The sequence below is a fragment of the Schumannella sp. GW821-FHT10F01 genome, assembly GCF_058809295.1.
The window spans coordinates 117,353-137,479 of the sequence record NZ_JBXASM010000007.1; the positions used below are offsets into that span (position 1 = coordinate 117,353).

Annotated in this window: 22 protein-coding genes; 4 read left to right on the top strand and 18 right to left on the bottom strand. The window is 73.8% G+C overall.

What is annotated here, in order from left to right; translation table 11 throughout:
* Nucleotides 1–12: 12 nt before the first annotated feature.
* The 3 genes from AC1RSJ_RS09965 to AC1RSJ_RS09975 are packed head-to-tail and all read right to left on the bottom strand — an operon-like array spanning nucleotide 13 to nucleotide 4,581.
* Nucleotides 13–2,277 (bottom strand): transglutaminase TgpA family protein, encoded by a 2,265-nt coding sequence (locus AC1RSJ_RS09965; protein ID WP_493118217.1) that lies wholly within the window; start codon nucleotides 2,275–2,277, stop codon nucleotides 13–15.
* Nucleotides 2,264–3,586, bottom strand: coding sequence for a DUF58 domain-containing protein (locus AC1RSJ_RS09970; RefSeq protein WP_493118218.1), 1,323 nt, complete (start codon nucleotides 3,584–3,586; stop codon nucleotides 2,264–2,266). Before AC1RSJ_RS09970 ends, AC1RSJ_RS09965 begins: the two co-directional genes overlap by 14 nt.
* Nucleotides 3,586–4,581 (bottom strand): AAA family ATPase, encoded by a 996-nt coding sequence (locus tag AC1RSJ_RS09975; protein WP_493118219.1) that lies wholly within the window; start codon nucleotides 4,579–4,581, stop codon nucleotides 3,586–3,588. Before AC1RSJ_RS09975 ends, AC1RSJ_RS09970 begins: the two co-directional genes overlap by 1 nt.
* Nucleotides 4,582–4,746: 165 nt before the next feature.
* On the opposite strand from AC1RSJ_RS09975, the gene AC1RSJ_RS09980 reads away from it, so the two are divergent.
* A complete protein-coding gene (locus AC1RSJ_RS09980) occupies nucleotides 4,747–5,190 on the top strand; it encodes a MarR family winged helix-turn-helix transcriptional regulator (protein WP_493118220.1) in 444 nt (147 codons plus the stop codon).
* A 102-nt stretch (nucleotides 5,191–5,292) separates the two neighbouring features.
* Entirely contained in the window at nucleotides 5,293–6,813 is a 1,521-nt protein-coding gene (locus AC1RSJ_RS09985) for an MATE family efflux transporter (protein WP_493118221.1), read from the top strand.
* Between the two features lie 122 nt (nucleotides 6,814–6,935).
* Here the strand turns inward: AC1RSJ_RS09985 and AC1RSJ_RS09990 are convergent, their stop codons facing one another.
* The 9 genes from AC1RSJ_RS09990 to AC1RSJ_RS10030 all read right to left on the bottom strand — a co-directional run bounded on the left by AC1RSJ_RS09990 (nucleotide 6,936) and on the right by AC1RSJ_RS10030 (nucleotide 14,286).
* Nucleotides 6,936–7,745, bottom strand: a complete 810-nt coding sequence (locus AC1RSJ_RS09990) for a coenzyme F420-0:L-glutamate ligase (RefSeq protein ID WP_493118222.1) — start codon at nucleotides 7,743–7,745, stop codon at nucleotides 6,936–6,938.
* A complete protein-coding gene (locus tag AC1RSJ_RS09995) occupies nucleotides 7,742–8,743 on the bottom strand; it encodes a TIGR03557 family F420-dependent LLM class oxidoreductase (protein WP_493118223.1) in 1,002 nt (333 codons plus the stop codon). Before AC1RSJ_RS09995 ends, AC1RSJ_RS09990 begins: the two co-directional genes overlap by 4 nt.
* 27 nt (nucleotides 8,744–8,770) lie before the next feature.
* On the bottom strand, nucleotides 8,771–9,577 hold the full coding sequence (locus AC1RSJ_RS10000) for an alpha/beta fold hydrolase (RefSeq protein WP_493118224.1): 807 nt from the start codon (nucleotides 9,575–9,577) through the stop codon (nucleotides 8,771–8,773).
* A gap of 121 nt (nucleotides 9,578–9,698) precedes the next feature.
* Nucleotides 9,699–10,058: a hypothetical protein gene (locus AC1RSJ_RS10005; protein ID WP_493118225.1), complete on the bottom strand. Its 360-nt coding sequence runs from the start codon at nucleotides 10,056–10,058 to the stop codon at nucleotides 9,699–9,701.
* A 34-nt stretch (nucleotides 10,059–10,092) separates the two neighbouring features.
* Complete coding sequence (locus tag AC1RSJ_RS10010; RefSeq protein WP_493118226.1) at nucleotides 10,093–10,497, bottom strand: roadblock/LC7 domain-containing protein; 405 nt, start codon at nucleotides 10,495–10,497, stop codon at nucleotides 10,093–10,095.
* A complete protein-coding gene (locus AC1RSJ_RS10015; protein ID WP_493118227.1) occupies nucleotides 10,497–11,075 on the bottom strand; it encodes a GTP-binding protein in 579 nt (192 codons plus the stop codon). The genes AC1RSJ_RS10010 and AC1RSJ_RS10015 overlap by 1 nt, the downstream gene beginning before the upstream one ends.
* A gap of 2 nt (nucleotides 11,076–11,077) precedes the next feature.
* Entirely contained in the window at nucleotides 11,078–11,719 is a 642-nt protein-coding gene (locus AC1RSJ_RS10020) for a hypothetical protein (RefSeq protein ID WP_493118228.1), read from the bottom strand.
* A 307-nt stretch (nucleotides 11,720–12,026) separates the two neighbouring features.
* Nucleotides 12,027–13,043 carry a glucose-6-phosphate dehydrogenase (coenzyme-F420) gene (gene fgd, locus AC1RSJ_RS10025; protein WP_493118229.1) on the bottom strand — a complete coding sequence of 339 codons (1,017 nt, stop codon included), beginning with the start codon at nucleotides 13,041–13,043 and terminating at the stop codon, nucleotides 12,027–12,029.
* A gap of 52 nt (nucleotides 13,044–13,095) precedes the next feature.
* Entirely contained in the window at nucleotides 13,096–14,286 is a 1,191-nt protein-coding gene (locus AC1RSJ_RS10030; RefSeq protein WP_493118230.1) for an FAD-dependent oxidoreductase, read from the bottom strand.
* 55 nt (nucleotides 14,287–14,341) lie between these two features.
* On the opposite strand from AC1RSJ_RS10030, the gene AC1RSJ_RS10035 reads away from it, so the two are divergent.
* A complete protein-coding gene (locus tag AC1RSJ_RS10035; RefSeq protein WP_493118231.1) occupies nucleotides 14,342–14,809 on the top strand; it encodes a MarR family winged helix-turn-helix transcriptional regulator in 468 nt (155 codons plus the stop codon).
* Between the two features lie 33 nt (nucleotides 14,810–14,842).
* Here the strand turns inward: AC1RSJ_RS10035 and AC1RSJ_RS10040 are convergent, their stop codons facing one another.
* The 5 genes from AC1RSJ_RS10040 to AC1RSJ_RS10060 form a co-directional block, all read right to left on the bottom strand.
* Complete coding sequence (locus AC1RSJ_RS10040) at nucleotides 14,843–15,256, bottom strand: VOC family protein (protein ID WP_493118232.1); 414 nt, start codon at nucleotides 15,254–15,256, stop codon at nucleotides 14,843–14,845.
* The gene (locus tag AC1RSJ_RS10045; protein ID WP_493118233.1) at nucleotides 15,256–15,615 is read right to left on the bottom strand and encodes a hypothetical protein; all 360 of its coding nucleotides are present in this window, start codon (nucleotides 15,613–15,615) and stop codon (nucleotides 15,256–15,258) included. The genes AC1RSJ_RS10040 and AC1RSJ_RS10045 overlap by 1 nt, the downstream gene beginning before the upstream one ends.
* Nucleotides 15,616–16,257: an SDR family oxidoreductase gene (locus AC1RSJ_RS10050; RefSeq protein ID WP_493118234.1), complete on the bottom strand. Its 642-nt coding sequence runs from the start codon at nucleotides 16,255–16,257 to the stop codon at nucleotides 15,616–15,618.
* Nucleotides 16,257–16,742 (bottom strand): pantetheine-phosphate adenylyltransferase, encoded by a 486-nt coding sequence (gene coaD / locus AC1RSJ_RS10055; protein ID WP_493118235.1) that lies wholly within the window; start codon nucleotides 16,740–16,742, stop codon nucleotides 16,257–16,259. The genes AC1RSJ_RS10050 and coaD overlap by 1 nt, the downstream gene beginning before the upstream one ends.
* A gap of 169 nt (nucleotides 16,743–16,911) precedes the next feature.
* Entirely contained in the window at nucleotides 16,912–17,397 is a 486-nt protein-coding gene (locus tag AC1RSJ_RS10060) for a DUF2000 domain-containing protein (protein ID WP_493118236.1), read from the bottom strand.
* A 71-nt stretch (nucleotides 17,398–17,468) separates the two neighbouring features.
* On the opposite strand from AC1RSJ_RS10060, the gene AC1RSJ_RS10065 reads away from it, so the two are divergent.
* Entirely contained in the window at nucleotides 17,469–17,930 is a 462-nt protein-coding gene (locus tag AC1RSJ_RS10065) for an Lrp/AsnC family transcriptional regulator (RefSeq protein WP_493118237.1), read from the top strand.
* A 24-nt stretch (nucleotides 17,931–17,954) separates the two neighbouring features.
* Here the strand turns inward: AC1RSJ_RS10065 and AC1RSJ_RS10070 are convergent, their stop codons facing one another.
* Nucleotides 17,955–20,063, bottom strand: a complete 2,109-nt coding sequence (locus AC1RSJ_RS10070; RefSeq protein ID WP_493118289.1) for an ATP-dependent DNA helicase RecG — start codon at nucleotides 20,061–20,063, stop codon at nucleotides 17,955–17,957.
* Nucleotides 20,064–20,127 lie beyond the last annotated feature (64 nt).

Genomic DNA, 20,127 nt, shown 5'->3' on the forward strand with positions numbered 1-20,127 from the left:
CCGCGGCGCGGCTCAGACCCGCACGAGCGCGTCGACGCGCTGCACCAGCGACGGCGGCAGCAGCACCGCGCGGACGCGCTCCCGCACGGTCGCCGTGCCGGCGATCGCGCGCAGCACGGCGCGGAGGTCGTCCGGATCGACGCTCGCGATCCGGTGCCGCCCGTAGGCCTCCCGCTCCACGGCCCGCTGCAGGCGGTCGAGCGCGCCGGCCTCGTCGGGCAGCAGCCGTCGCAGCCGCAGCGCGAGATCGCCGACCGTCTCGGTCGGCGGTGCGGTTCGGCCGACGTCGCGCACCGTGTCGCGCACCTCGTCCCAGGCCGCCGCGGCGGCGTAGCGCGCCGCCTCGACCCTCGAGAAGCGCCGCCAGCGGATGAGCTGCCGCACGCCCGCCGGCGTCAGTGCGAGCACGATCACCACCGCGAGCGCGATCAGGAGGCCGAAGCCGAACGGCGAGCCGGTCGAGGTCGTGGGTGCGGAGTCGGGTCGGCCGCTCGGGCGGGCGGAGTCGTCGGCGCCCGGCGTCGGATCCGGGGTGGCGGTGTCGGTCGGCGCCTGAGTCGGGTCCTGATCGTCCGCGCCCGGCGCCGGCGCGTCCGCGTCGGCGAACGAGGGCACGTCGCCGCGCGAGGCGGTCGGCTCGAAGCGCACCCAGCCGACGCCGGCGAAGTACAGCTCAGGCCAGGCGTGCAGCTCGCGCGAGCTCACGGCGTAGCGCAGGCGGTCGTCGTCGTCGTTGCCGTCGCGCGTGCCCGGCAGGTAGCCGACGACCACGCGCGACGGGATGCCGAGCTGGCGAGCCATGACCGCCATCGCCGACGAGAAGTGAACGCAGTAGCCGGCCTTCTTCGCCAGGAACGCGGGGAGCACGTCGACGCCCGAGCCGTCGTAGCCGTCGTCGACCGGCGTCTGCTCCGAGTAGGTGAAGTCGTCGCGGAAATACGTCTGCAGCGCGATCGCCTGGTCGTAGGCCGTGGCCGCGTCGCCGACGACGCGGCGGGCGGTCTGCTCGACCACGGGATCGATGCCCTGCGGCACCGCGAGGTAGCGCTCGAAGGCCGCCGGGTCCACGGCCGGCGCGGCGCGGAGCTGCTGCACCGTCGGGTCGACCTCCGAGAAGTCGACGTCGTAGCGCAGCCCGTCGACGAGGGTGGCGGTGCTCGTCGCGGTCAGCGAGTCGCGATCGAGCATCCAGTCGTCGCTGAGGTTCGTGATCCGGTCGGCCGGGTACGGCAGCGGCAGGCGGCGGCCGCCGACGCCGATCACCCGGACGGTGATCGAGCGGTCGATCCGGTCGACGTCCTGGCCGAGGCCCTGGGCCGTCGGGATGCGCGTCAGCGAGCTGGTGCGCCCGGCCGGCGCATCCGGCTGCCAGATCGAGCCGCGGAAGTCGGAGAGCGACGCGATGCGCAGGTACGGGGTCACGCCCGGCGTGCTGTACTCGATGACCGTCACGGACGAGCCCTGACGGAGGTCGGTGCCGAGGTCGAGCAGCGGGTTCGCACGGCCGCCGAAGCCGCTGCCGACGGAGGAGTCGGAGGGGGTGACCGGCGGCAGCAGCGTCGGCACGAAGACCGAGCAGACCAGGGCGATCGCGCCGGTGGCGATCACGACGCCGCGCGGCATGCTGCGCAGCCCGCTCCGGAGCAGCAGCAGGTAGCAGCCGGCGACGAGGAACCAGACGACGCCGTCGGAGAGGCCGGACTGCACCGCCGGCGGCACCGCCATCAGCGCGAGCAGCGGCGCGGCCGCGAACGCGGGCAGCTCCGCCTCGAGCACGACGATGTCCGCCACGACCGCGAGGCCCGCGACCGGCAGCACGATGAGCAGCATGAGGCCCGGCTCGGCGATCGCCGGGATCGACTGCTCCTGGATCGACGCGAGCCCGCGCCGCACCAGCACGAGCAGGGCGTCGGGGGTGTCGAGCGTCGGCACGAGCCCGAACAGCGCGGTGCCCGGCGCGAAGACCGGCGTCACGACGACGAGCGCCGCGAGCGCGCCGACCAGCGGCGGCAGCGCCCGGCTGCGCGACCGCGAGCGCACCAGGGCCGCGACGGCGAGCACCAGCAGCACCATGGCCGCGCTCCCGAACCACCAGTCGCCGCCCTGCAGCAGCGGATGCAGTCCGTAGAGCGCGATCAGCAGCGCCAGGGCGAGCAGCCCGGTCTGGGTCCAATTGGCGCGGCGGCGCGGGCGGCGCGGCGGCTCGGCCGCGCCGGGGGCCGGTGCCGGGGGACGCGACGCGGGCGCCGGCGCACGGCGGACGTCAGCGACGACCACGCCACACCCCCTGCTCCTCGTGCGCAGCGGCCCAGAGCACGACCGGATCGGCGTGCCCGTCCGACTCGATGACCAGCCAGCCGGTGTCGCGCAGCTCCTCGGCGACGGCCGCATCCGGCTCGCCGAGGAACGCGACCGCCGGCTCCCCCGGACGGCGCTGGCGGCGCACCCAGGCGACCGTCACCTCCGACGGCGTGCCGAGCACCGCGAACAGCGGCCCGGTGCGCTCGACGGCGGGCTCCGGCGTCTCCCACCGCGGCACGTCGATGAGGTGCAGCGGGGCGAGGCTCGCGAGGAAGCGCTCCTCCCGGCGTCCGCCCTCCCAGCGGTCGGCGAAGGCGGCGATCTGCGGCGGGCCGGTCTCCTCGACGCGCACATCGAAGCCGCGATCGAGCAGATGCATCGCGAGCGAAGCGTAGAGCTCGATCGCGTTCTCGAACACGTCGCTCTCGACGGTCGAGCCGGTCGACGACGCCGAGGCCGTCACCGCGTCCGCGTCGCCGTAGCCGTCTCGGCGGGTGTCGAGCAGCAGACGCACCTGCGGGAACGAGCGCTGCTCCTCCTGCCGCACCATGAGCTCGCCGTGCCGCGCCGACGCGCGCCAGTGCACTCGGCGCAGTGCGTCGCCCGGCCGGTACTCGCGGGTCGTGAGGTCGTCGTCGTTGCCGGTGACGCGGCGGCGCACGATGAGCGCGTCGCCCTCCGCCTCCGCCGTCGACAGCGCGCCGGCCGGCAGCGGCCAGACGACCGGGACGACGACGAGCTCGTCCTGGCCGCCCTGCGCCGTGACGGAGGCCGCAGCGCCGAACGCGTCGCCGTGCTCCACAGCGAGCGGACCGACCGTGAACACGCCGCGATGCTGCGTGTGGAGGTCGTACGAGAACAGGTGGCTGCGGTCGCGCCCGTCAGGGCGCACACTCGGCGACGCCGGGGCGAAGCCCGGCATCCGCTCGGGGGCGACCTCCTCCCACCAGGGCAGGCCGTCGTTCCACCAGCCCGGCAGGGTGGGGCGCGCGCCCGCGTTCCGCACCGCGAGCGTCACCCGCACCGGATCGCCCGCCACGACGATCGGCGGCGAGAAGACGCGCACGACGTCGAGCTTCGGGCGGGTCATCAGCACGAAGACCGCGCCGACGGCGACCAGCGCGAGCGCGAAGCAGCCGGCCACGAGCGCCTCCCGCCAGCCGAGCGCGTAGGCGAGCAGCAGCACGATGATGCCGACGGCGACGAGCACGCGGCCGCGCCGGGTCAGGTGGACCGTGCGCCGGCGGAACCGGCTGCGCCGCTGCGGCGCCGGAGAGGACGCCATCAGCTGCCGAGCGGCACCGGCGTGGCCGCGACGATGCGGCGCACCACCTCGGCGAGCGAGTCGACGCCGCCGTTCTGGCCGCCGCCGAGGGCCCGCACGCCGACGAGCCGGTGCGCGAGCACGGCCACGGCGAGCGCGTCGATGTCGTCCGGCAGCACGAACTCGCGGCCGTCGAGGGCGGCGCGCGCCTTCGCGGCGCGCACGAGCTGAAGGGTCGCGCGCGGGCTGGCACCGAGTCGCAGGTCGTGGTCGAGCCGGGTCGCGGAGGCGATCGCCACGGCGTACTGCTCGATGGCCGGGCTCACGAACACGTCGCGCACGCCCCGGATGAGCGCCTGCAGTCCCTCGAGGTCGACGATCGGGCGGAGCGCGTCGAGCGGGCTGCCGCCCTCCCGGGCGCGGAGCATCTGCACCTCGCTCTCGGCATCCGGGTAGCCCATGCTGATGCGCGCCATGAAGCGGTCGCGCTGCGCCTCGGGGAGGGCGTACGTGCCCTCCATCTCGATCGGGTTCTGCGTCGCGATCACGGCGAACGGCGTGGCGAGCGGGTAGCTGACGCCGTCGACGGTGACCTGGCGCTCCTCCATGCTCTCGAGCAGCGCGGACTGCGTCTTCGGGCTGGCGCGGTTGATCTCGTCGCCGATGATGATGTTCGCGAAGATCGGGCCCGGCTTGAACTCGAACTCGCGCAGGCCCTGGTCGTAGACGCTGACGCCGGTGATGTCGGCGGGCAGCAGGTCGGGCGTGAACTGGATGCGGTTCACCGTGCAGTCGACGCTGCGGGCGAGCGCCCGGGCGAGCATCGTCTTGCCGACGCCGGGCACGTCCTCCACGAGCAGGTGGCCCTCGGCCAGCAGCACGGTGAGGGCGGTCTGCACCGCGTGCCGCTTGCCGTCGATGACGGTCTCGACGGCCGCGACGATCCGCTCTCCCACGTCGGCGACACCGGCGGCGGGGAGGGTCTCGGCGGCGAACTGCTCGGGAGGCACGCTCATTGAACGAGTGTCGCACGCAGAAGGTTCACCGCCACCTGCGGGTCCGCCCGGAAATCCGACCGTCGGTCCCGACTCCGCCGCTCGGCGTGCGGTGCGCGGGGCAGACGCTGGACCGAATCAGTTCGAAGGTTGACTGTTTGAGTTCTAACTATTAGAGTTCGAACCATGGAGAGCGAGCGTCCCGAGGTCACGACCGTCAGCGGTCACCTGCGCAGCATCATGTTCAAGCAGATGCAGCGCTCGAACGAGTGGATCCGCGACCGCGGCCTCACGATCGAGCAGGGCCGCACGCTCGGCTTCATCGAGGCCAATCAGGACCGCGAGGGCGGCGTCATCATGCGCGAGCTCGCGGAGATGTCGCGCACCACCGCCGCCAGCGTCTCGAGCCTCGTCAAGGGACTCGAGCAGCGCGGACTACTCGAGCGGCGCTCCGACCCGACCGACGACCGGCGCAAGCAGCTCTACGTGCTGCCGGCCGGTCGCGGCATGACCGCGGGCTGGGACGTCATGGTCTCCGACATCGAGGACGAGCTGCTGGCGCCCCTCGATCCCGACGAGCAGCGCACGCTGCTCGACCTGCTGTCCCGCGTCGACCGGGCGTTCGACTGACCGCCTGATCCGCCCCGCCATCCCGCCGCCCGGCACCCCGCCGGGCGTGCACCCCGGCGCGCCCGCGCGCCGGCGTCCCCGTGCCCGGAGAGGAGAACCGCCATGAGCACCGACGACACCACCACCGCTTCCACCACCACCGACCCCGGGCCGGGCGGCGCCGCAGCTCCGGCCGCGGAGCCGGATCGGACCGCGGAGCCGAATCGAGACCGCTGGTACCTGGCCTCCGCGCCGATCTGGCGCGCGCTCATCCACCTCTGCATCCCGATGATGGCCGCGACCGTGGTCGGGGCCGTCTACAACGTCATCAACGCCGGGTTCCTCGGCTCGCTGCACGACGTCACCCTGCTCTCCGCCATCACGTTCGGACTCCCCCTGCTCGGCCTCGTCATGGCCGTCGGCGGCGTGTTCGGCGTCGGCGGCGGGGCGATGGTCTCGCGGCTGATGGGGCAGTCGGACCGGGCCGGGACGGATGCCGCCACGGCCTCCGCGACGACCGACCGCATCCGCCGCACCGGCTCGCTCGTGATCTGGGGCAGCGGTCTCGCCGGCGCGGTGGTCGGCGGCATCGCGCTGCTGCTGCTCGGACCGCTCGTCGGGCTCCTCGGCGCGGACGCCGCCTCCCACGACGCCACCGCCGCGTACGTCGGCGTGATGCTCGCCTTCACCCCCGTGCTGACCGCGACGTTCGCGATCGAGCAGCTCGTGCGGGCCGAGGGCGCCGCGAAGGCCTCGATGATCGGGCTCATCGCCTCGACCATCGCGAACCTGGTGCTCGACGTGCTGTTCATCCTGGTGCTGCACTGGGGCGTCGCCGGCGCCGCGGCCGCCATCGGCCTCTCGAACGTGGTGGCGCTCGCCTACTACGCCTGGTTCCTCCGCCGGCGTAGCGCCGCCATCCGGCTCTCGCCGCGCTGGCTGCGTCCCGACCTCGCGATGATCAAGGAGGTCTTCGGCGTCGGCGTCTCGGAGCTGCTGATGAGCGGCTTCCTCATCGTCACCTCGCTCGTCATGAACAACCTCGCGATCGCCCACGGCGACGGCGCGCTCGCCGCGATCGGCGTCGGCGTGCGGATCGCGCAGGTGCCGGAGTTCCTCACCATGGGCGTCGTCATCGGCGTGCTGCCGCTGCTCGCCTACGCGTTCGGCGCCGGCAACCGGGCGCGGCTCAACGCCGCCCTGCGCACCGCGGCGATGTGGATCGGGGCGATCGTGCTCGTGTTCTCGGGCACCGTGTTCCTGTTCCGCGAGCAGGTGTTCGAGGCCTTCGGCTCCGACCCGCAGCTGCTCGCCGTCGGCGTGGTCGTGCTGACCGCGCAGCTCGTCGCGACCGTGTTCAACGGCTTCACCGGGCTGTTCACGACCCTCTTCCAGGCGACGGGCAAGGCGCCCGCGGCGATGATCATGTCGATCGCGCAGGGCGTGCTGTTCATCCCGATCGTGCTGCTCGGGAACCTCTGGTTCGGCCTGACCGGGCTGATCTGGGCGATGACCGCGACCGAGGTGCTCGTGCTGGCCGCGGGCGCGGTGCTCTACGTCGCGTATCGGAAGTCGATCGCCGCGGCCGCATCCGAGGGGTCGGAAGCGGAAGCGGAGGCCGCCCTCGCCGGGATGCCCGGCTGAGGGATCCGCCTTGGCATCCCGTTCTGGGCATCCGTTCTGCAGGACTTCCGGGTCCGGATCACACGATCCGGGTCCGGGAGTCCTGCGGAACGGGATGCTCCTGCAGAACGTCAGCAGCCGGGTCAGTCGGCGGTCGCGGCAGTGCGCCCGGCGGCGAGCCCGGCCTCGTAGCCCTCGCGCCACGCCTCGTCGGACCCGAGGCGGAACATGTCGGCGGGTCCGAGCCGCACGAGACGCCGGGCGCCGGGCAGGTCGAGCGGGCCGACGAGCCGGGCGAGCCCGCGCACCACGGCCACCGGCACCCCGCTCGTCTTGCCCTTGACCAGGTCGGCGGCGGAGGCGATCTCATCGGCGACCGCGGCGACCGTCACGAGCAGCGGGCGGCCGTTCGCGTCCACTCCCCCGCGCAGGTCGTCGAGGATCCGGATGCCGGCGGCGCCGATCGCGAGGTCGACCTGGCCGTCGCGCCACGGGCGCCCGAAGGTGTCGGAGATCACGACCCCGACCTCGGCGCCCGTCGCGGCGCGGACCGCCTCGGCGATCGTGCGGGCGGACCGGTCGGGGTCCTCGGGCAGGAGCAGCACGTGCCCGTCCGGCACGTTCGAGGCGTCGACGCCGGCCGCGGCCATGACGAGTCCGAGCGGGTTCTCGACGATCCGGGTGGTGTGGCCGGTGGCGGGATTCGTCCGGCTGGCCACGATGCGGACGGTCTCGCCGTCGATGGCCGCCTCCCGATCGACCGCGGCGACGAGCCGGCCCTCCGCCTTCGAGACGATCTTCGAGGTGATCGCCAGGATGTCGCCGTCGCGGACCATGCCGCCGACGGCATGGACGAGCAGCGCCGCCAGGTCGTCGCCGGGCACGATCTCCGGGAGGCCGGCCACCGGCAGCACCGAGAGCGCCTCGGGCGGGTCGCCCTGCACGTCGCTCATCCGGAGATCCTCGGCAGCACGTCGCGGCCGAACACCTCGAGGAACTCGCGCTGGTTGCGGCCGACGTTGTGGAGGAAGATCCGGTCGAAGCCGAGCTCGGCGTACGACTGGATGCGCGCGCGGTGCTCGTCCGGGTCCTCGGAGATGAGCAGCGTGCCGTCGAAGTCCTCGGCGCGGACGCTGCGGGCCATCTGCTCGAGTTCGTGCGGCGAGCGGATGTCGCTCTTCGCGAAGCGGAGGCCGGCGTTGGGCCACTCCCGCACGGCGTTCGCGACGGCCTCCTCGCGGGTGGGCGCCCACGACAGGTGCACGCGCAGCACCCGCGGCATCGTGCGCGGGTCGCGGCCCACCTCGCGCGCGCCGTCGTCGAAGCGCGAGAGCAGCAGCGCGAGGCGGTCGGGTGCCGCCGCCTCCGTGATGAGCCCGTCGACCGTGCGGCCGGCGCGCTTCGCCGTGACCGGCCCCGCGGTCGCGACGAGGATCGGCGGCGCCTCGGCGGGCATCGTCCACAGCCGCGTCGACTCGAGCTTGAACCACCGGCCGTCGTGCTTCACGTCTCGGCCCGAGAGCCCGGAGGCGAACAGGCGACGGATGACGTCGACCGCCTCGAACATCCGGTCGATCCGCTCCGGCGCCTCGGGCCAGTACGCGCCGACGACGTGCTCGTTGATGGCCTCGCCGCTGCCGACGCCGAGCCAGTGCCGGCCCGGGTACATCGCCGCGAGGGTGGCGGAGGCCTGCGCGACGGTCGCCGGATGCCAGCGGAACGTCGGCGCGGTGACGCCGGTCACCAGGTCGCCGGTCGTCGACTGCCCGAGCGCGCTGAGCACGTTCCACACGAAGCCGGCCTGCCCCTGCGTCGGCGTCCAGGGTTGGAAGTGGTCGGAGGCCATCACGCCGCTGAAGCCGTGCTGCTCGGCGAGCGCGGCCAGCTCGAGCACCTCGCGCGGATGGAACTGCTCCAGCATGGCGGCGTAGCCGAGCCGGACGGAGGTCATGCCCCCATTCTGGCCCGCCCGGCCGGGTCAGCGCGCGACGGCGGCCTCCGCGACGAACCCGGCGAGGAACTCCGCCATCGCGTCCGGCTCCCAGGCGTGATGGGCGCCCGCGACGACGACGCTCGTCGCGCCCGGGATGGTCGCGGCGAGCTCCGCCGCCGACGCCTCCAGGATCGGGAACGTGCTCGAGCCGACGACGATCGCGACGGGCACGCGGATGCCGGCGAACAGCTCGGCGTGCGGCGTCGCGTCAGCCCAGCCGAGCGACTGCGCGTCCGCGAGCAGGCTCGGGGTGCCGGCGACGATCGCCGGCCAGGCGGGCGAGCGGCGGGCGCCCTCGAGCCACTCCGGCGGCATGTCCGACATATAGTGCACGCGCGCGGCCTCGAGGTCGCCGGTTCCGAGCAGCCGCTCGAACTCCGCCGCCCAGGCACCGCCGCCGGAGCCGACCGGCCGGATCGGCGCCTCCCACAGCGCAAGCCCGGCGACGGGGAGCCCGCGGGCAGCCGCCGCGAGCGCGATCGCACAGCCGGAGGAGTGCCCGACGAGCACGGCACGGCCGGGCGCCGCGTCCGCGAGCACCGCGGTGATCGCATCGAGCTCGCGGTCGAGGTCGAGCACGCCGTCGGCGCCGCTCTCGTTGCGCCCGAGGCGGTCGAACACGACCGCGCGGACGCCGCGGCCGCCGAGCAGCTCGGCGGTCCGGCCGGTGATGGGGTCGTCGGCGCGCGACGGGCCGGCGCCCGCGATGAAGACGACGGCCGGCGCGCCCTCCGGTCCGAAGCGGTCGAGGGCGATCCGGTCGCCGCGGGAGGACGTGACGAAGTCGGTCATGCGCTCACCCTACGTGCGAATGTGAACAGCGTCTACATACGAGCCGGGGAACCGAACCGGACAGCACGACGGGCGCCCGTCCTCCCTGGGCGGAGGAGCGGACGCCCGGCGAGCGCGGCGATCAGAGGGCCAGCTGGCCGTCGATCTCCTTGACCTTGAGGCGCGCGAGCGCCAGGTTCGAGCGGCTCTTGTCGAGCACGAGGTAGAGGAACACCGACGGGTTCGAGGCGAGCGGGCGGATGACGTGGTACTGGCCCGTGAGGGTGATCAGGATGTCGTCGATGGTGTCGGACAGGCCGAGCGACTTGATGGTCTTGAGCTTGGCGCGCACGACCTCGGTGTTGCCCGCGGCCGCGATGTCGAGGTCGAGGCCGGCGCCGACGCCGCCCAGCAGCATGCCGCTGCCGGAGTCGACGAGAGCAGCGGAGGTGGCGCCGTCGACGTGCAGCAGCGCGTCGAGCGACTCGGTGATGTTGGACATGATCCTGCTTTCGGGTTGGGTGATTCGTGTCCGGTCAGACGACCGGCTGGGACGTCAGAAGCGACGACATCCGATCCGCTGCCAGCCGGGTGACTGACAGGGCGGTTCCGAGGGTCTCGTCCGCGTCGAAGAGCGCGGCGAGGACGATGTTGGTGCCGGCGACCCGGCGCTGCACGACGTGGCCGTGCTCGGCCGCCATCACGACGTAGCGGCTGTCGCCGATGTGCAGCTCGCGCACGACGGCCTCGCCGAGGGCCTGCGCGGAGCTGGCCATGCTGGCGAATCGGCTGTCGGCGCCGCGGGAGGTCGGGTGGTGCGCGATCTCGAAGCCGTCGTCGGTGAGGAGGGCGGCGTAGACGAGCGAGCGGGCGAGCTCCGGCATCCAGGCGAGCGCCTCGCGGCCGGCGTCGATGACCGAGGGGTCCAGGTGGGAGCGCATCAGGCCTCCGATCCGAGCGGGGTGGCGTCGAGGCCGACGAGTCCCGCCCGCACCTCGATGTTGACGATGAGGCTCATGAGCAGCGTGCGCATCTGCTCGCGCTGCCGCGGGTCGACCGTGAACACCGGCACGGTCTTGTCGGGGTGCGCGGCCTCGAGCGCGGCCGAGTAGTCGTCGAGCGTCGGGGTCGACTGGATGTCCGAGCGCGAGACGCCCACGACGATGCCGCCGCGGTCGTACAGGTCGCCGAACTCCTCGAGGAACTCGACGGCCATCGCGACCGGGTCCGGCGCGTCGTTGTTGACGAGCAGGATCATGCCGCGGGCGCGCTCCTTGAGGATCGTCCACATGAAGTCGAAGCGGCGCTGACCCGGGATGCCGTACAGGCGCACCTTCTCCTCGGCGTCGAGCGTGATCTCGCCGTAGTCGAGCGCGACCGTGGTGGTCGGCTTGTCGACGACGTCGCGCTCGGTGTTCGAGGCCTCCGTCGAGACGACGTCGATCTCGCTGAGCGAGGAGATCGCGGTCGTCTTGCCGGCCCCCATGGGCCCGCCGAAGAGGATGACGTGCTCGGCCACGACTACAGCCCCAGCCGGTCGCGGAGCCGGGTCAGGATGCTGCGGCCGCCGGCGTCGGCGAGCGCCGGCGCCGCGGTCTGCGCGCGGGGTGCGCTGCGGAGGATCCCGATGAGGCTGTAGGCGTTGAGCAGGCGGCGGGCGTCGTCGCGGTCGGTCTTCGCGACCGAGGCGAGCTCATCGGCCCCGAGGTAGGCGTTGCCGAGCAGCGCGGTCATCCGCAGCTCGTCGACGGAGTGGGCGAGCTCGGTGAGGTTCGGCCAGCGGGTGAGGCGGAAGCGGTCGGCGGAGTCGAGCCACCAGGCGGTGCCGCCCTCGAAGGCGCTGCTGCCGATCGCCCAGAGCAGCGCGTCGAGGTCGCGGCCGGGCAGCGGGTACGGCGGCGGTGCGCTCGCCGCGATCGGCTCCGTGTAGACGGCGGCGTCGGCCGGGGCGGCCGGGAAGTCGGACAGCGAGGTCGCCCACCAGTAGGCGCGGTGGCGCGGGTCGATGACGATCGGCGCGTGGCCGGCGACGTCGATCCAGATGAGCGCCGTGCGCTCGGGGAGCGCGACGAGCGAGTGCAGGGCCGCGGCGACGCGGCTCCAGGCGCCGGGCGCGATCGCTCCGGACGCGGTGGTGTTGGGCGCTGCGGTCGTGGCCGACATCAGCGCGCCCGCTCTGCTGCGGACATGGATGCATTCCCCCAGGCCGGCGGTCTCGGGAGGCGTGGGACGCCGGTGCCGACCTGGGTTCAGACAACCAGGCACCGCGGGGGTAGAACGAGTCCCCGTCCGGGTCGCCCGCACCGTGGGGACAGACGGGTCGGTCTACTGTTCCTGCCGGACGGCTGAGCCCGTCCACCGGATGGCTGGGCCCGTCGTAGCCCCTTCGACGAGCTCAGCGATCCGGTGGGCGGCTCAGGGATCCGGTGGGCGGCTCAGCGATCCGGAGGCGACTCAGGGATCCGAAGGGCTACAGCGCGCGGAGGCGCGGCGCCAGGTCCCGCTCGAACAGCTCGAGGAACCGGCGCTGGTCGGCGCCCGGCGCGTGGAACACGAGGTGGTTCAGCCCCGCCTCGACGTACGGCGCGATCTCCGCGACGACGGCATCCGGATCGGCCCCGACGATCCAGCGCTTCGCGACCTGCTCGATCGGCAGCGCATCGGCGGCCTTCTCCATCTCCATCGGGTCGTGGATGCCGCTCTTCTGCTCGGCGGTGAGCGCGAGCGGCGCCCAGAACCGGGTGTTCTCGAGGGCGGTGTCGGCATCCGTGTCGTAGGAGAGCTTGATCTCGATCATCCGGTCGATGGCGCTCGCATCGCGCTCGGCCTTCTCGGCGCCCTCGGCGACCGCGGGCAGCAGCTCGTCGACGTAGAGCCCCATGCCCTTGCCGGAGGTGCAGATGAAGCCGTCGCCGGCGCGGCCGGCGTAGCGCGCGACCGTCGGACCGCCCGCGGCGATATAGACCGGGATCGGCTGCTCGGGCCGGTCGTAGATGGACGCGCCGTGCAGCGAGTAGTACTCGCCCTCGAAGTCGACCCGCTCCTCGGTCCACAGCGCTCGCATGAGCCGGACGGACTCGCGGAGGCGAGCGAAGCGCTCCTTGAAGTCGGGCCAGCTCTGCTCGCCGGCCCCCTGCCAGCCGGTCGCGATCTCGTTCAGCGCCTCGCCGGTGCCGACGCCGAGGAAGATGCGGCCCGGGTACATCACGCCCATCGACGCGAACGCCTGGGCGACGACCGCCGGGTTGTAGCGGAACGTCGGCGTCATCACGCTCGTGCCGATGCGGATGCGCTCGGTGCGCTCGCCGACCGCCGCCATCCAGGTCAGCGAGAACGGCGCATGGCCGCCCTCGTGCCGCCACGGCTGGAAGTGGTCGCTCACGGCGACGCTCTCCATGCCGTGCGACTCGGCCGCGACCGCGATCTCGACGAGCTCGCGGGGGTCGAACTGCTCGGCGGAGGCCTTGTATCCGAGGGTCAGCGTCATGCCCCGATCCTTCCACCGCGCGGCCCGGGAGCGCTGGCGGGTGAGCGAAAGCTCAGGCGCCGAGCCGCTCCCGGTAGCCCGAGACCCACTCCCGCGAGGCGTCCGTCACGACGCGGCGGAACACGAAGCTCAGCATCGCGTCCTGGAGGATCCGCCCGACGGGCCCGGCCGTCTTCGTGCTGCTCGAGCGCGCGCCGTCGCGCACGATCCGCTCGACCCGGGCGCGCCGCGCCGCCTCGTACGCCGCGAAGCCGCGCGTCAGGGCCGCACCATCCGCCGCGCCACGCAGCGAGCGGGCCAGCGCGATCGCGTCCTCGAGCGCCATCGACGCGCCCTGCCCGGAGCTCGGCGACGGCGCGTGGATGGCGTCGCCGACGAGCACGAGCCGCCCGCGGTGCCAGTGCGGCACGGTCCGGAGGTCGTGCGTGCTGTCGCCGGCGAGCTCCAGGCGGCCGCCCGCGATCAGCTCGGCGAACGGGCCGGCGTCGGGCGCGGCGAGCTCGGCGAGGCGGGCGAGCCACTCGGGCCCGCTCGTGCCGGCGCGCTCCTCGCGGCCGACGGCGGGCCGCGGCTGGTTCACGAACCAGACCACGTCGCCCGCCGGCGTCGGCAGGGCGCCGAAGAACGCGTGCCGGCCGAACACGAACCACCATGACTCGGCCGGCAGCCCGGCACCCGACGCCGCGCCCTCGGTGACGCCGCCGAAGTTCGCGAGACCCAGGTAGCGCGCGGTCGGCGCGGCCGGGTCGATAGCACGGCGCACCGTCGACGAGATCCCGTCCGCGCCCACGACGAGGTCGGCGGAGAGCCGCTCCCCGTCCGCCAGCACGACCTCCGCCCGATCGGGCCCCGTCGAGACGGAGGCGACGCGCGCCTCCTCGCGCACCTCGATGCCGCGGCGGCGGGCCTCGGCGGCGAGGGCGGCGGCGAGCTGCGGCCGCCGGAACGACAGCGCGGCGGTGCCGTCGTCGAGCGGACGCCCGAGCGACAGCCGCCCGAGCTCCCGGCCGGTGGCGCCGACCATGATGTTCGTCCGCGTCGGCACGCCGAGCGGGCGCACGGACTCGAGCGCCCCGAGCTCCTGCAGCGCGGCGACGCCGTTCGGCGCGATCGTGAACCACGAGCCGCGCGCGGCCCGATCCGGCCCGTCCGCCTCGAGCACGACGGCGTCGATGCCGACCGCCCCCAGTGCCAGTGCCGTCGCCGGACCGGCGATGCCTCCTCCGACCACGATCGCCCGCATCGCGCTACCCTTCCTTACAGATCTCGAATCTTTCGATTTTCGAAAGGATGACACGATGGCGCCGGATCGTCAAGCCGCCATCGCGGGCGTCGGCCTCGCGATGCAGCGCTACCAGCGCGCCACGCAGTCCTTCGACGACGCCGTCGGCCGTGCGCTGGGCCTCGGGCCGGCCGACCTCCGCTGCCTCGACTGGCTGACGGAGGGGCCGCACACGGCGGGCGAGCTCGCGGTCGCCGCCGGCCTCCGTCCCGCCGCCACCACCGCGCTCGTCGACCGCCTGGAGCGGAAGGGGCTGGTGCGCCGGTTCCCCGACGCGGCCGACCGCCGCCGGGTGCTCGTCGAGCTGACGGAGGAGGGCCGCGCCCGCACCTGGGACGCCTACGGCCCGCTCGTCGCCGAGGGTACCGCGCTGTTCGACGACCTCCCCGCGGCGCAGCTCGACGCGATGGCCGCGCTGCTCGGGCGCATGACGGAGCTCACCGAGCGGCACCGCCGCCGGGTCGACGGGGCTTCCGCGGGCTGAGCAGGCACCCCGGCTCGTGGCGGGCCGCGGACCTCAGAGCGCCGGCGGCTCCGCGGCGTCGCCCTTGTCCTGCACGAGCTGCACGAGGTTGCCGACCGTGTCGTCGAGCACCGCGATGAGCACCGGGCCGACGTCCATCGGCGGCTGCGCGAAGGTCAGCCCGAGCGCGGCGATCCGCTCGTGCTCGGCGGCCAGGTCGTCGACGGCGAACGAGACGGCGGGGATGCCGTCCGCGTGCAGCGCCGCCATGTAGGCGGCGGCCGCGGGATGCCCGCTGGGCTCGAGCAGCAGCTTCGGCCCGTCCGGCTGGTCCGGGGCGACCACGGTCAGCCAGCGGTCCTCGCCGATCGGGATGTCGTCCGCCACCGCGAACCCGAGCACGCGGGTGTAGACGTCGAGCGCCGCAGCCTGGTCGGTGACGTGCACGCTGGTCAGCTCGATGCGCATCAGCGCCTCCTGAAGAACTCCGCCGCGGTCGGGGTGTACATCAGCACCGTACCGGTGGTGAGCAGCGCCAGTCCCGCCCAGTTCACGCCGCCGGTGGTGGCCGCGTTCGCGATCGCGACGAGCAGCTGCACGGCCGTGAACACGGTCAGCACGATGCGCGCCCAGTTCCTGCCGCGGAACATCAGGTACGCGAACGCGAGCTGGATCAGCGCGAGCACGATCGCGAGGATGAGCGCCACCATCACCACGTCGCCGACGACGCGCGCCGTGCTGACGATGACGATCGCGCTCACCAGGTTGAGCAGCGGGCCGGCCACCCAGAACACGAAGGCGGCGACGACCGAGCCGGGACGCCGCACTCAGAGCACCTGCGCGATCGGCTCCGGGCCGCTCGTCAGCTCGAACTGCTCGCGTACCGCGCTGCCGCTCTCCAGCAGCACCGCGATCACCGCGGCCACGTCGGCGCGCGGCACCGACCCGCGGGTCAGGGTCTCCCCCACGGCGACGAGGCCGGAGCCCGCCTCGTCGGTGAGCCCGCCCGGGCGCACGACCGTCCAGTCGAGGTCGTCGCGCGCGCGGATCGCGGCGTCGGCCTCCGACTTCGCGCGGAGGTAGATCTGGAACACGTCGTCGGAGTCGGGGTCGAACGTGTCGGCGCCGATCGCGGAGACGAGCACGTAGCGGCGGATGCCGGCCGCGCGCGCCGCGTCGGCGAGCAGGATGGCGGCGTCGCGGTCGACGGTGAGCTTGCGGTCGGCCGTGCTGCCCGGCCCGGCGCCGGCGGCGAAGACCACCGCGTCGACGCCCTGCAGGTGCCCGGCGAGCGTCGCGGCGTCGGTGCGCTCGAGGTCGACGACGACCGGCTCCGCGCCGGCGGCGCGCACGTCGTCCGCGTGGTCCGGGTTGCGGATCAGCGCGACGCTCTCGTGCCCGCCCTCGGCGAGGATCCGCTCCAGCAGCAGCGCGATCTTGCCGTGCCCGCCCGCGATGGCGACCCGCATCAGCGCGGCGCCTCGAGGTAGTCGGCGACCGGCTTCGGCACGTACGGCGCCACGGCGCCGCCGAGCGACGCCACCTGCCGCACGAGCGAGCTCGACACGTGCGCGTGCGCCGGGTCGGGGAGCATGAAGACGGTCTCGACGCCCGCGAGATTGCGGTTCACGATCGCCATCGGCGTCTCGTAGGCCACGTCGACCTGCGAGCGGATGCCCTTCACGAGTACGCTCGCGCCGACATCCGTGCAGTAGTCGACCAGCAGCCCGACGCTCCAGCTCGTCACGAGGATCTCGCCCTTGATGCCGGCGTCGGCGATCGAGTCCTGGATGAGCGAGACGCGCTGCGCGATCGGCAGCAGCGCGGTCTTGCCAGGGTTGTGCACGACGAGCACGTGCAGCTCGTCGAAGATGCGGGCCGCGCGCTCGATGACATCGAGGTGCCCGAGGGTGACGGGGTCGAACGACCCGGGGACGACGGCGATCCGGCTCACCGTGCGAGCCTATCGAGGTCTCGGCGGGTTCGGGCCGACGGGATGCGCCGCCAGGCGGATCAGCGGAGGGCGGACGCATCCGCGGACACGTCTGCGGAGAATCCGGCCCGTCGAGGGGAATGGTCCCTCGTGCGGTCGGAATTCCCGCAGACGTGTCCGCGCCGCCGATTCAGCCGAGCAGCGGGAGGCCGCCGACGAGGCGGTCGATCCGGTTGCGCGGGCCGACCATGCTGATCGCGAGCGTGCGGAGATCGGATTCGGGCGTGCCGGCCATCGTCGAGATCCAGTCGGCGTAGACGCGGGTCTCCTGCGCTGCGGCGGGCATGTCCGCGAGGTGCACGCCCTCCGAGCCGAGCGCCTTCCGCCGGATCGCCGCGAGCTTCGCCGCCGGCGCCGCGAGCACGGTGCAGCCGACCCACGGCAGTCCCGCGTGCAGCACCCCGTCCGCGTCGGTCGCCGCGGGTCCGAGCAGCCCATCGACGCCGACGACCGTCGCGGCGGCCGCGCAGATCGCCGCGTTGACGGCACGTCCGGGAGCGACGTCCGCGTCCACGACGACGACCCACTTCAGCCGCGCGTCCCGAGTCGACAACGTGAGGTCGATCTCGTCGGGCTCGAAGCCGACGCGGGTGGGGCTGGTGCTCTGTGCGCTCACGAGGTGCGATGCTAGGCGGATCGGCGGGTCCTCATCCGACGGCCCGTCATCCGTACGGAGGAGCATACTCGATGGCCGATCTCGACGCACTTGATACGGCGATCCTGGCCGCGCTGCAGTCGGATGCACGGATGACGAACCGCGACGTGGCCGCGCGCGTCGGCGTCTCGCCGACGACCGCGCTGGATCGCACGCGCTCCCTGCGCCGTCGCGGCGTCATCCGCGCGGCCCGGCTGGAAGTGGCGCTCGGCGAGATCGGACGGCCGGTGCAGGCGCTCATCGCCGTGCGCATCCGACCCCCGTCGCGCGAGAACATCGAGGCGTTCCGCGACTGGGCGGGCACGCTGCCCGACGTGCTCGGGCTGTTCGTCACCTCGGGTAGCGAGGACTTCCTCGTGCACGTCGCGGTGCCCGACAACGAGGCCCTCTACGCCTTCGTGATCGACCGGCTCACGGAGCGCGCGGAGGTGGCCGACGTGCGCACCTCCGTCGTCTACGAGCACCTGCAGAACCACCGGATCGCCCCGGTCTGAGCCCGCCGCACTTGCGTCGAGGGTTCAGCCCTTCGCCAGGAAGGCGGCCTCGGCCTCGTCGAGCCGACGTGCGAGCGCGCCGCCGAGCGCCGGATGCGCCGCCAGGGCCGGGTCCTCGTCGAGCACCGCCGCCGCGGCCTCGCGCGCCTCCGCGATGAGGTCGCCGTCCTTCGCGACCCGGAGCAGTCGGAGCGAGGAGCGTCCGCCGGACTGCGCGCGGCCGAGCACGTCGCCCTCGCGGCGCAGCTCCAGGTCGACGTTCGCGAGCTCGAACCCGTCGGTCGTCGCCGCGACCGCCTCGACGCGCTCGCGGGCGACGGACTCCGCCTCCGCGTAGGTCACAAACAGGCACAGGCCGGGCACGCTGCCCCGGCCGACGCGGCCGCGCAGCTGGTGCAGCTGGGAGACGCCGAAGCGGTCCGCGTCGAGCACCACCATGGTCGAGGCGTTCGGCACGTCGACGCCGACCTCGATCACCGTCGTCGCGACGATCACGTCGATGTCGCCGGCCGCGAACGCGCGCATGACCGAGTCCTTCTCCTCGCTCGACATCCGCCCGTGCAGCGGCTCGATGCGGCGCCCGGCGAGCAGCGGATTCCGGCGCACCTCCTCGACGACCGTCAGCACCGCGGCGGTCGGCGGCGCGCCCTCGGCGAGCTCGACGTCCGGCGGGAGGTCGTCGTCCTCCACCGTCTTCTGGTCGATGGCGGGGCAGACGACGAAGGCCTGGCGCCCCTGCGCGAGCTCCTCCGACATCCGCTCCCAGATGCGGCTCTGCCACCCCGGGTGGTCGCTCAGCGCGACCGCGAAGGAGGCGATCGGCGAGCGGCCGGCCGGCAGCTGCGCGATGACGGACGTGTCGAGGTCGCCGAACACGGTCATCGCGACGGTGCGCGGGATGGGCGTGGCCGTGAGCACGAGCACGTGCGGCGTGCGCCCCTTCAGCCGCAGCGCCTCGCGCTGGTCGACGCCGAAGCGGTGCTGCTCGTCGACGACGACGAGCCCGAGATCGGCGAACTGCACCGTGTCGCCGAGCAGCGCGTGGGTGCCGACGACGATCGCGGCGCCGCCCGAGGCCGCCGCGAGCAGCGCGCGCCGCCGCTCGGCCGCGCTGAGCTGTCCCGTGACGAGGGTCGGGCGCAGCCGCGCCGCGAGGTCCGGTCCGAGGGTGCGGGTGATCGAGCGGAGGTGCTGGGCGGCCAGCACCTCGGTGGGCGCGAGCAGCGCGGACTGGCCGCCCGACTGCGCGACCGCGAGCATCGCCCGCAGCGCGACCAGGGTCTTGCCCGAGCCGACCTCGCCCTGCACGAGCCGGTTCATGGGCACGCCGTCCGCGAGGTCGCGGGCGATCTCCTCCCCCACGAGCGCCTGGTCGGCGGTCAGCTCGAACGGCAGGGCGGCGTCGAAGCCCTCGAGGATCGCGCCCGGGACGCGGGGCGTCGCGGGCTCCGCACGCCGCTCGGCCCGCTGTCGCAGCAGCGCCGCCTGCAGCACGAACGCCTCCTGGAACCGGAGCGAGTCGCGCGCGCGGCCCGCGTCGGCGAGCGTCTCGGGGCGGTGGATGAGGCCGAGCGCGCGGTGCCACGAGACCAGCCCGCGCTCGGTGCGCACGGACTCCGGCACCGGGTCGTCGATCGCCGGCAGCGTGTCGAGGATCACGCCGATCGCCTTGGCGATCTGCCAGCTCGCGACCGTCGAGGTGGCGGGGTAGATCGGGATCGGCTGCTCGGCCCAGCGCTTCGCGGCGGGGTCGTCGGCGCTGGTCTGCGCGCGCGGATCGTCGGCGTCGAACAGCTCGTAGTCGGGGTGCGCAAGCTGCCGCTGCCCGCGGTAGTCGCCCACCTTGCCGGCGAAGATGCCGCGCACGCCCGGACGCAGCTGCTGCGAGCGCCAGGACTGGTTGAAGAACGTCAGCGTGAGGATGCCGGTGCCGTCGCCGATCTCCACCTCGAGGATGCTGCCGCGGCGCTGGCGCATGGAGCGCTCGTTGACCTTGCGCACCTCGGCGACGATCGTCACGTCCTCGCCGATCGCGAGCGTCGCGAGCGCGGTCAGCTCCCCGCGGCGGGCGTACCGGCGCGGGTAGTGCGCGAGCAGGTCGCCGACCGTCTTCAGCCCGAGCGCGCGGTCCATCGCCCCCGCGGTGCGCGCCCCGAGCGCGCCCGAGAGCTTCGCGTCGAGCGGGTCGGTCACATCC

What these genes read in the sequence shown, in the direction of transcription:
- AC1RSJ_RS09970 (WP_493118218.1), bottom strand. Translation starts at nt 3,586, where the DNA reads ATGGCGTCCTCTCCGGCGCCGCAGCGGCGCAGCCGGTTCCGCCGGCGC.
- AC1RSJ_RS09975 (WP_493118219.1), bottom strand. Translation starts at nt 4,581, where the DNA reads ATGAGCGTGCCTCCCGAGCAGTTCGCCGCCGAGACCCTCCCCGCCGCC.
- AC1RSJ_RS09980 (WP_493118220.1), top strand. Translation starts at nt 4,747, where the DNA reads ATGGAGAGCGAGCGTCCCGAGGTCACGACCGTCAGCGGTCACCTGCGC.
- AC1RSJ_RS09985 (WP_493118221.1), top strand. Translation starts at nt 5,293, where the DNA reads ATGAGCACCGACGACACCACCACCGCTTCCACCACCACCGACCCCGGG.
- AC1RSJ_RS09990 (WP_493118222.1), bottom strand. Translation starts at nt 7,745, where the DNA reads ATGAGCGACGTGCAGGGCGACCCGCCCGAGGCGCTCTCGGTGCTGCCG.
- AC1RSJ_RS09995 (WP_493118223.1), bottom strand. Translation starts at nt 8,743, where the DNA reads ATGACCTCCGTCCGGCTCGGCTACGCCGCCATGCTGGAGCAGTTCCAT.
- AC1RSJ_RS10000 (WP_493118224.1), bottom strand. Translation starts at nt 9,577, where the DNA reads ATGACCGACTTCGTCACGTCCTCCCGCGGCGACCGGATCGCCCTCGAC.
- AC1RSJ_RS10005 (WP_493118225.1), bottom strand. Translation starts at nt 10,058, where the DNA reads ATGTCCAACATCACCGAGTCGCTCGACGCGCTGCTGCACGTCGACGGC.
- AC1RSJ_RS10010 (WP_493118226.1), bottom strand. Translation starts at nt 10,497, where the DNA reads ATGCGCTCCCACCTGGACCCCTCGGTCATCGACGCCGGCCGCGAGGCG.
- AC1RSJ_RS10020 (WP_493118228.1), bottom strand. Translation starts at nt 11,719, where the DNA reads ATGTCGGCCACGACCGCAGCGCCCAACACCACCGCGTCCGGAGCGATC.
- fgd (WP_493118229.1), bottom strand. Translation starts at nt 13,043, where the DNA reads ATGACGCTGACCCTCGGATACAAGGCCTCCGCCGAGCAGTTCGACCCC.
- AC1RSJ_RS10030 (WP_493118230.1), bottom strand. Translation starts at nt 14,286, where the DNA reads ATGCGGGCGATCGTGGTCGGAGGAGGCATCGCCGGTCCGGCGACGGCA.
- AC1RSJ_RS10035 (WP_493118231.1), top strand. Translation starts at nt 14,342, where the DNA reads ATGGCGCCGGATCGTCAAGCCGCCATCGCGGGCGTCGGCCTCGCGATG.
- AC1RSJ_RS10040 (WP_493118232.1), bottom strand. Translation starts at nt 15,256, where the DNA reads ATGCGCATCGAGCTGACCAGCGTGCACGTCACCGACCAGGCTGCGGCG.
- AC1RSJ_RS10050 (WP_493118234.1), bottom strand. Translation starts at nt 16,257, where the DNA reads ATGCGGGTCGCCATCGCGGGCGGGCACGGCAAGATCGCGCTGCTGCTG.
- AC1RSJ_RS10065 (WP_493118237.1), top strand. Translation starts at nt 17,469, where the DNA reads ATGGCCGATCTCGACGCACTTGATACGGCGATCCTGGCCGCGCTGCAG.
- AC1RSJ_RS10070 (WP_493118289.1), bottom strand. Translation starts at nt 20,063, where the DNA reads ATGGACCGCGCGCTCGGGCTGAAGACGGTCGGCGACCTGCTCGCGCAC.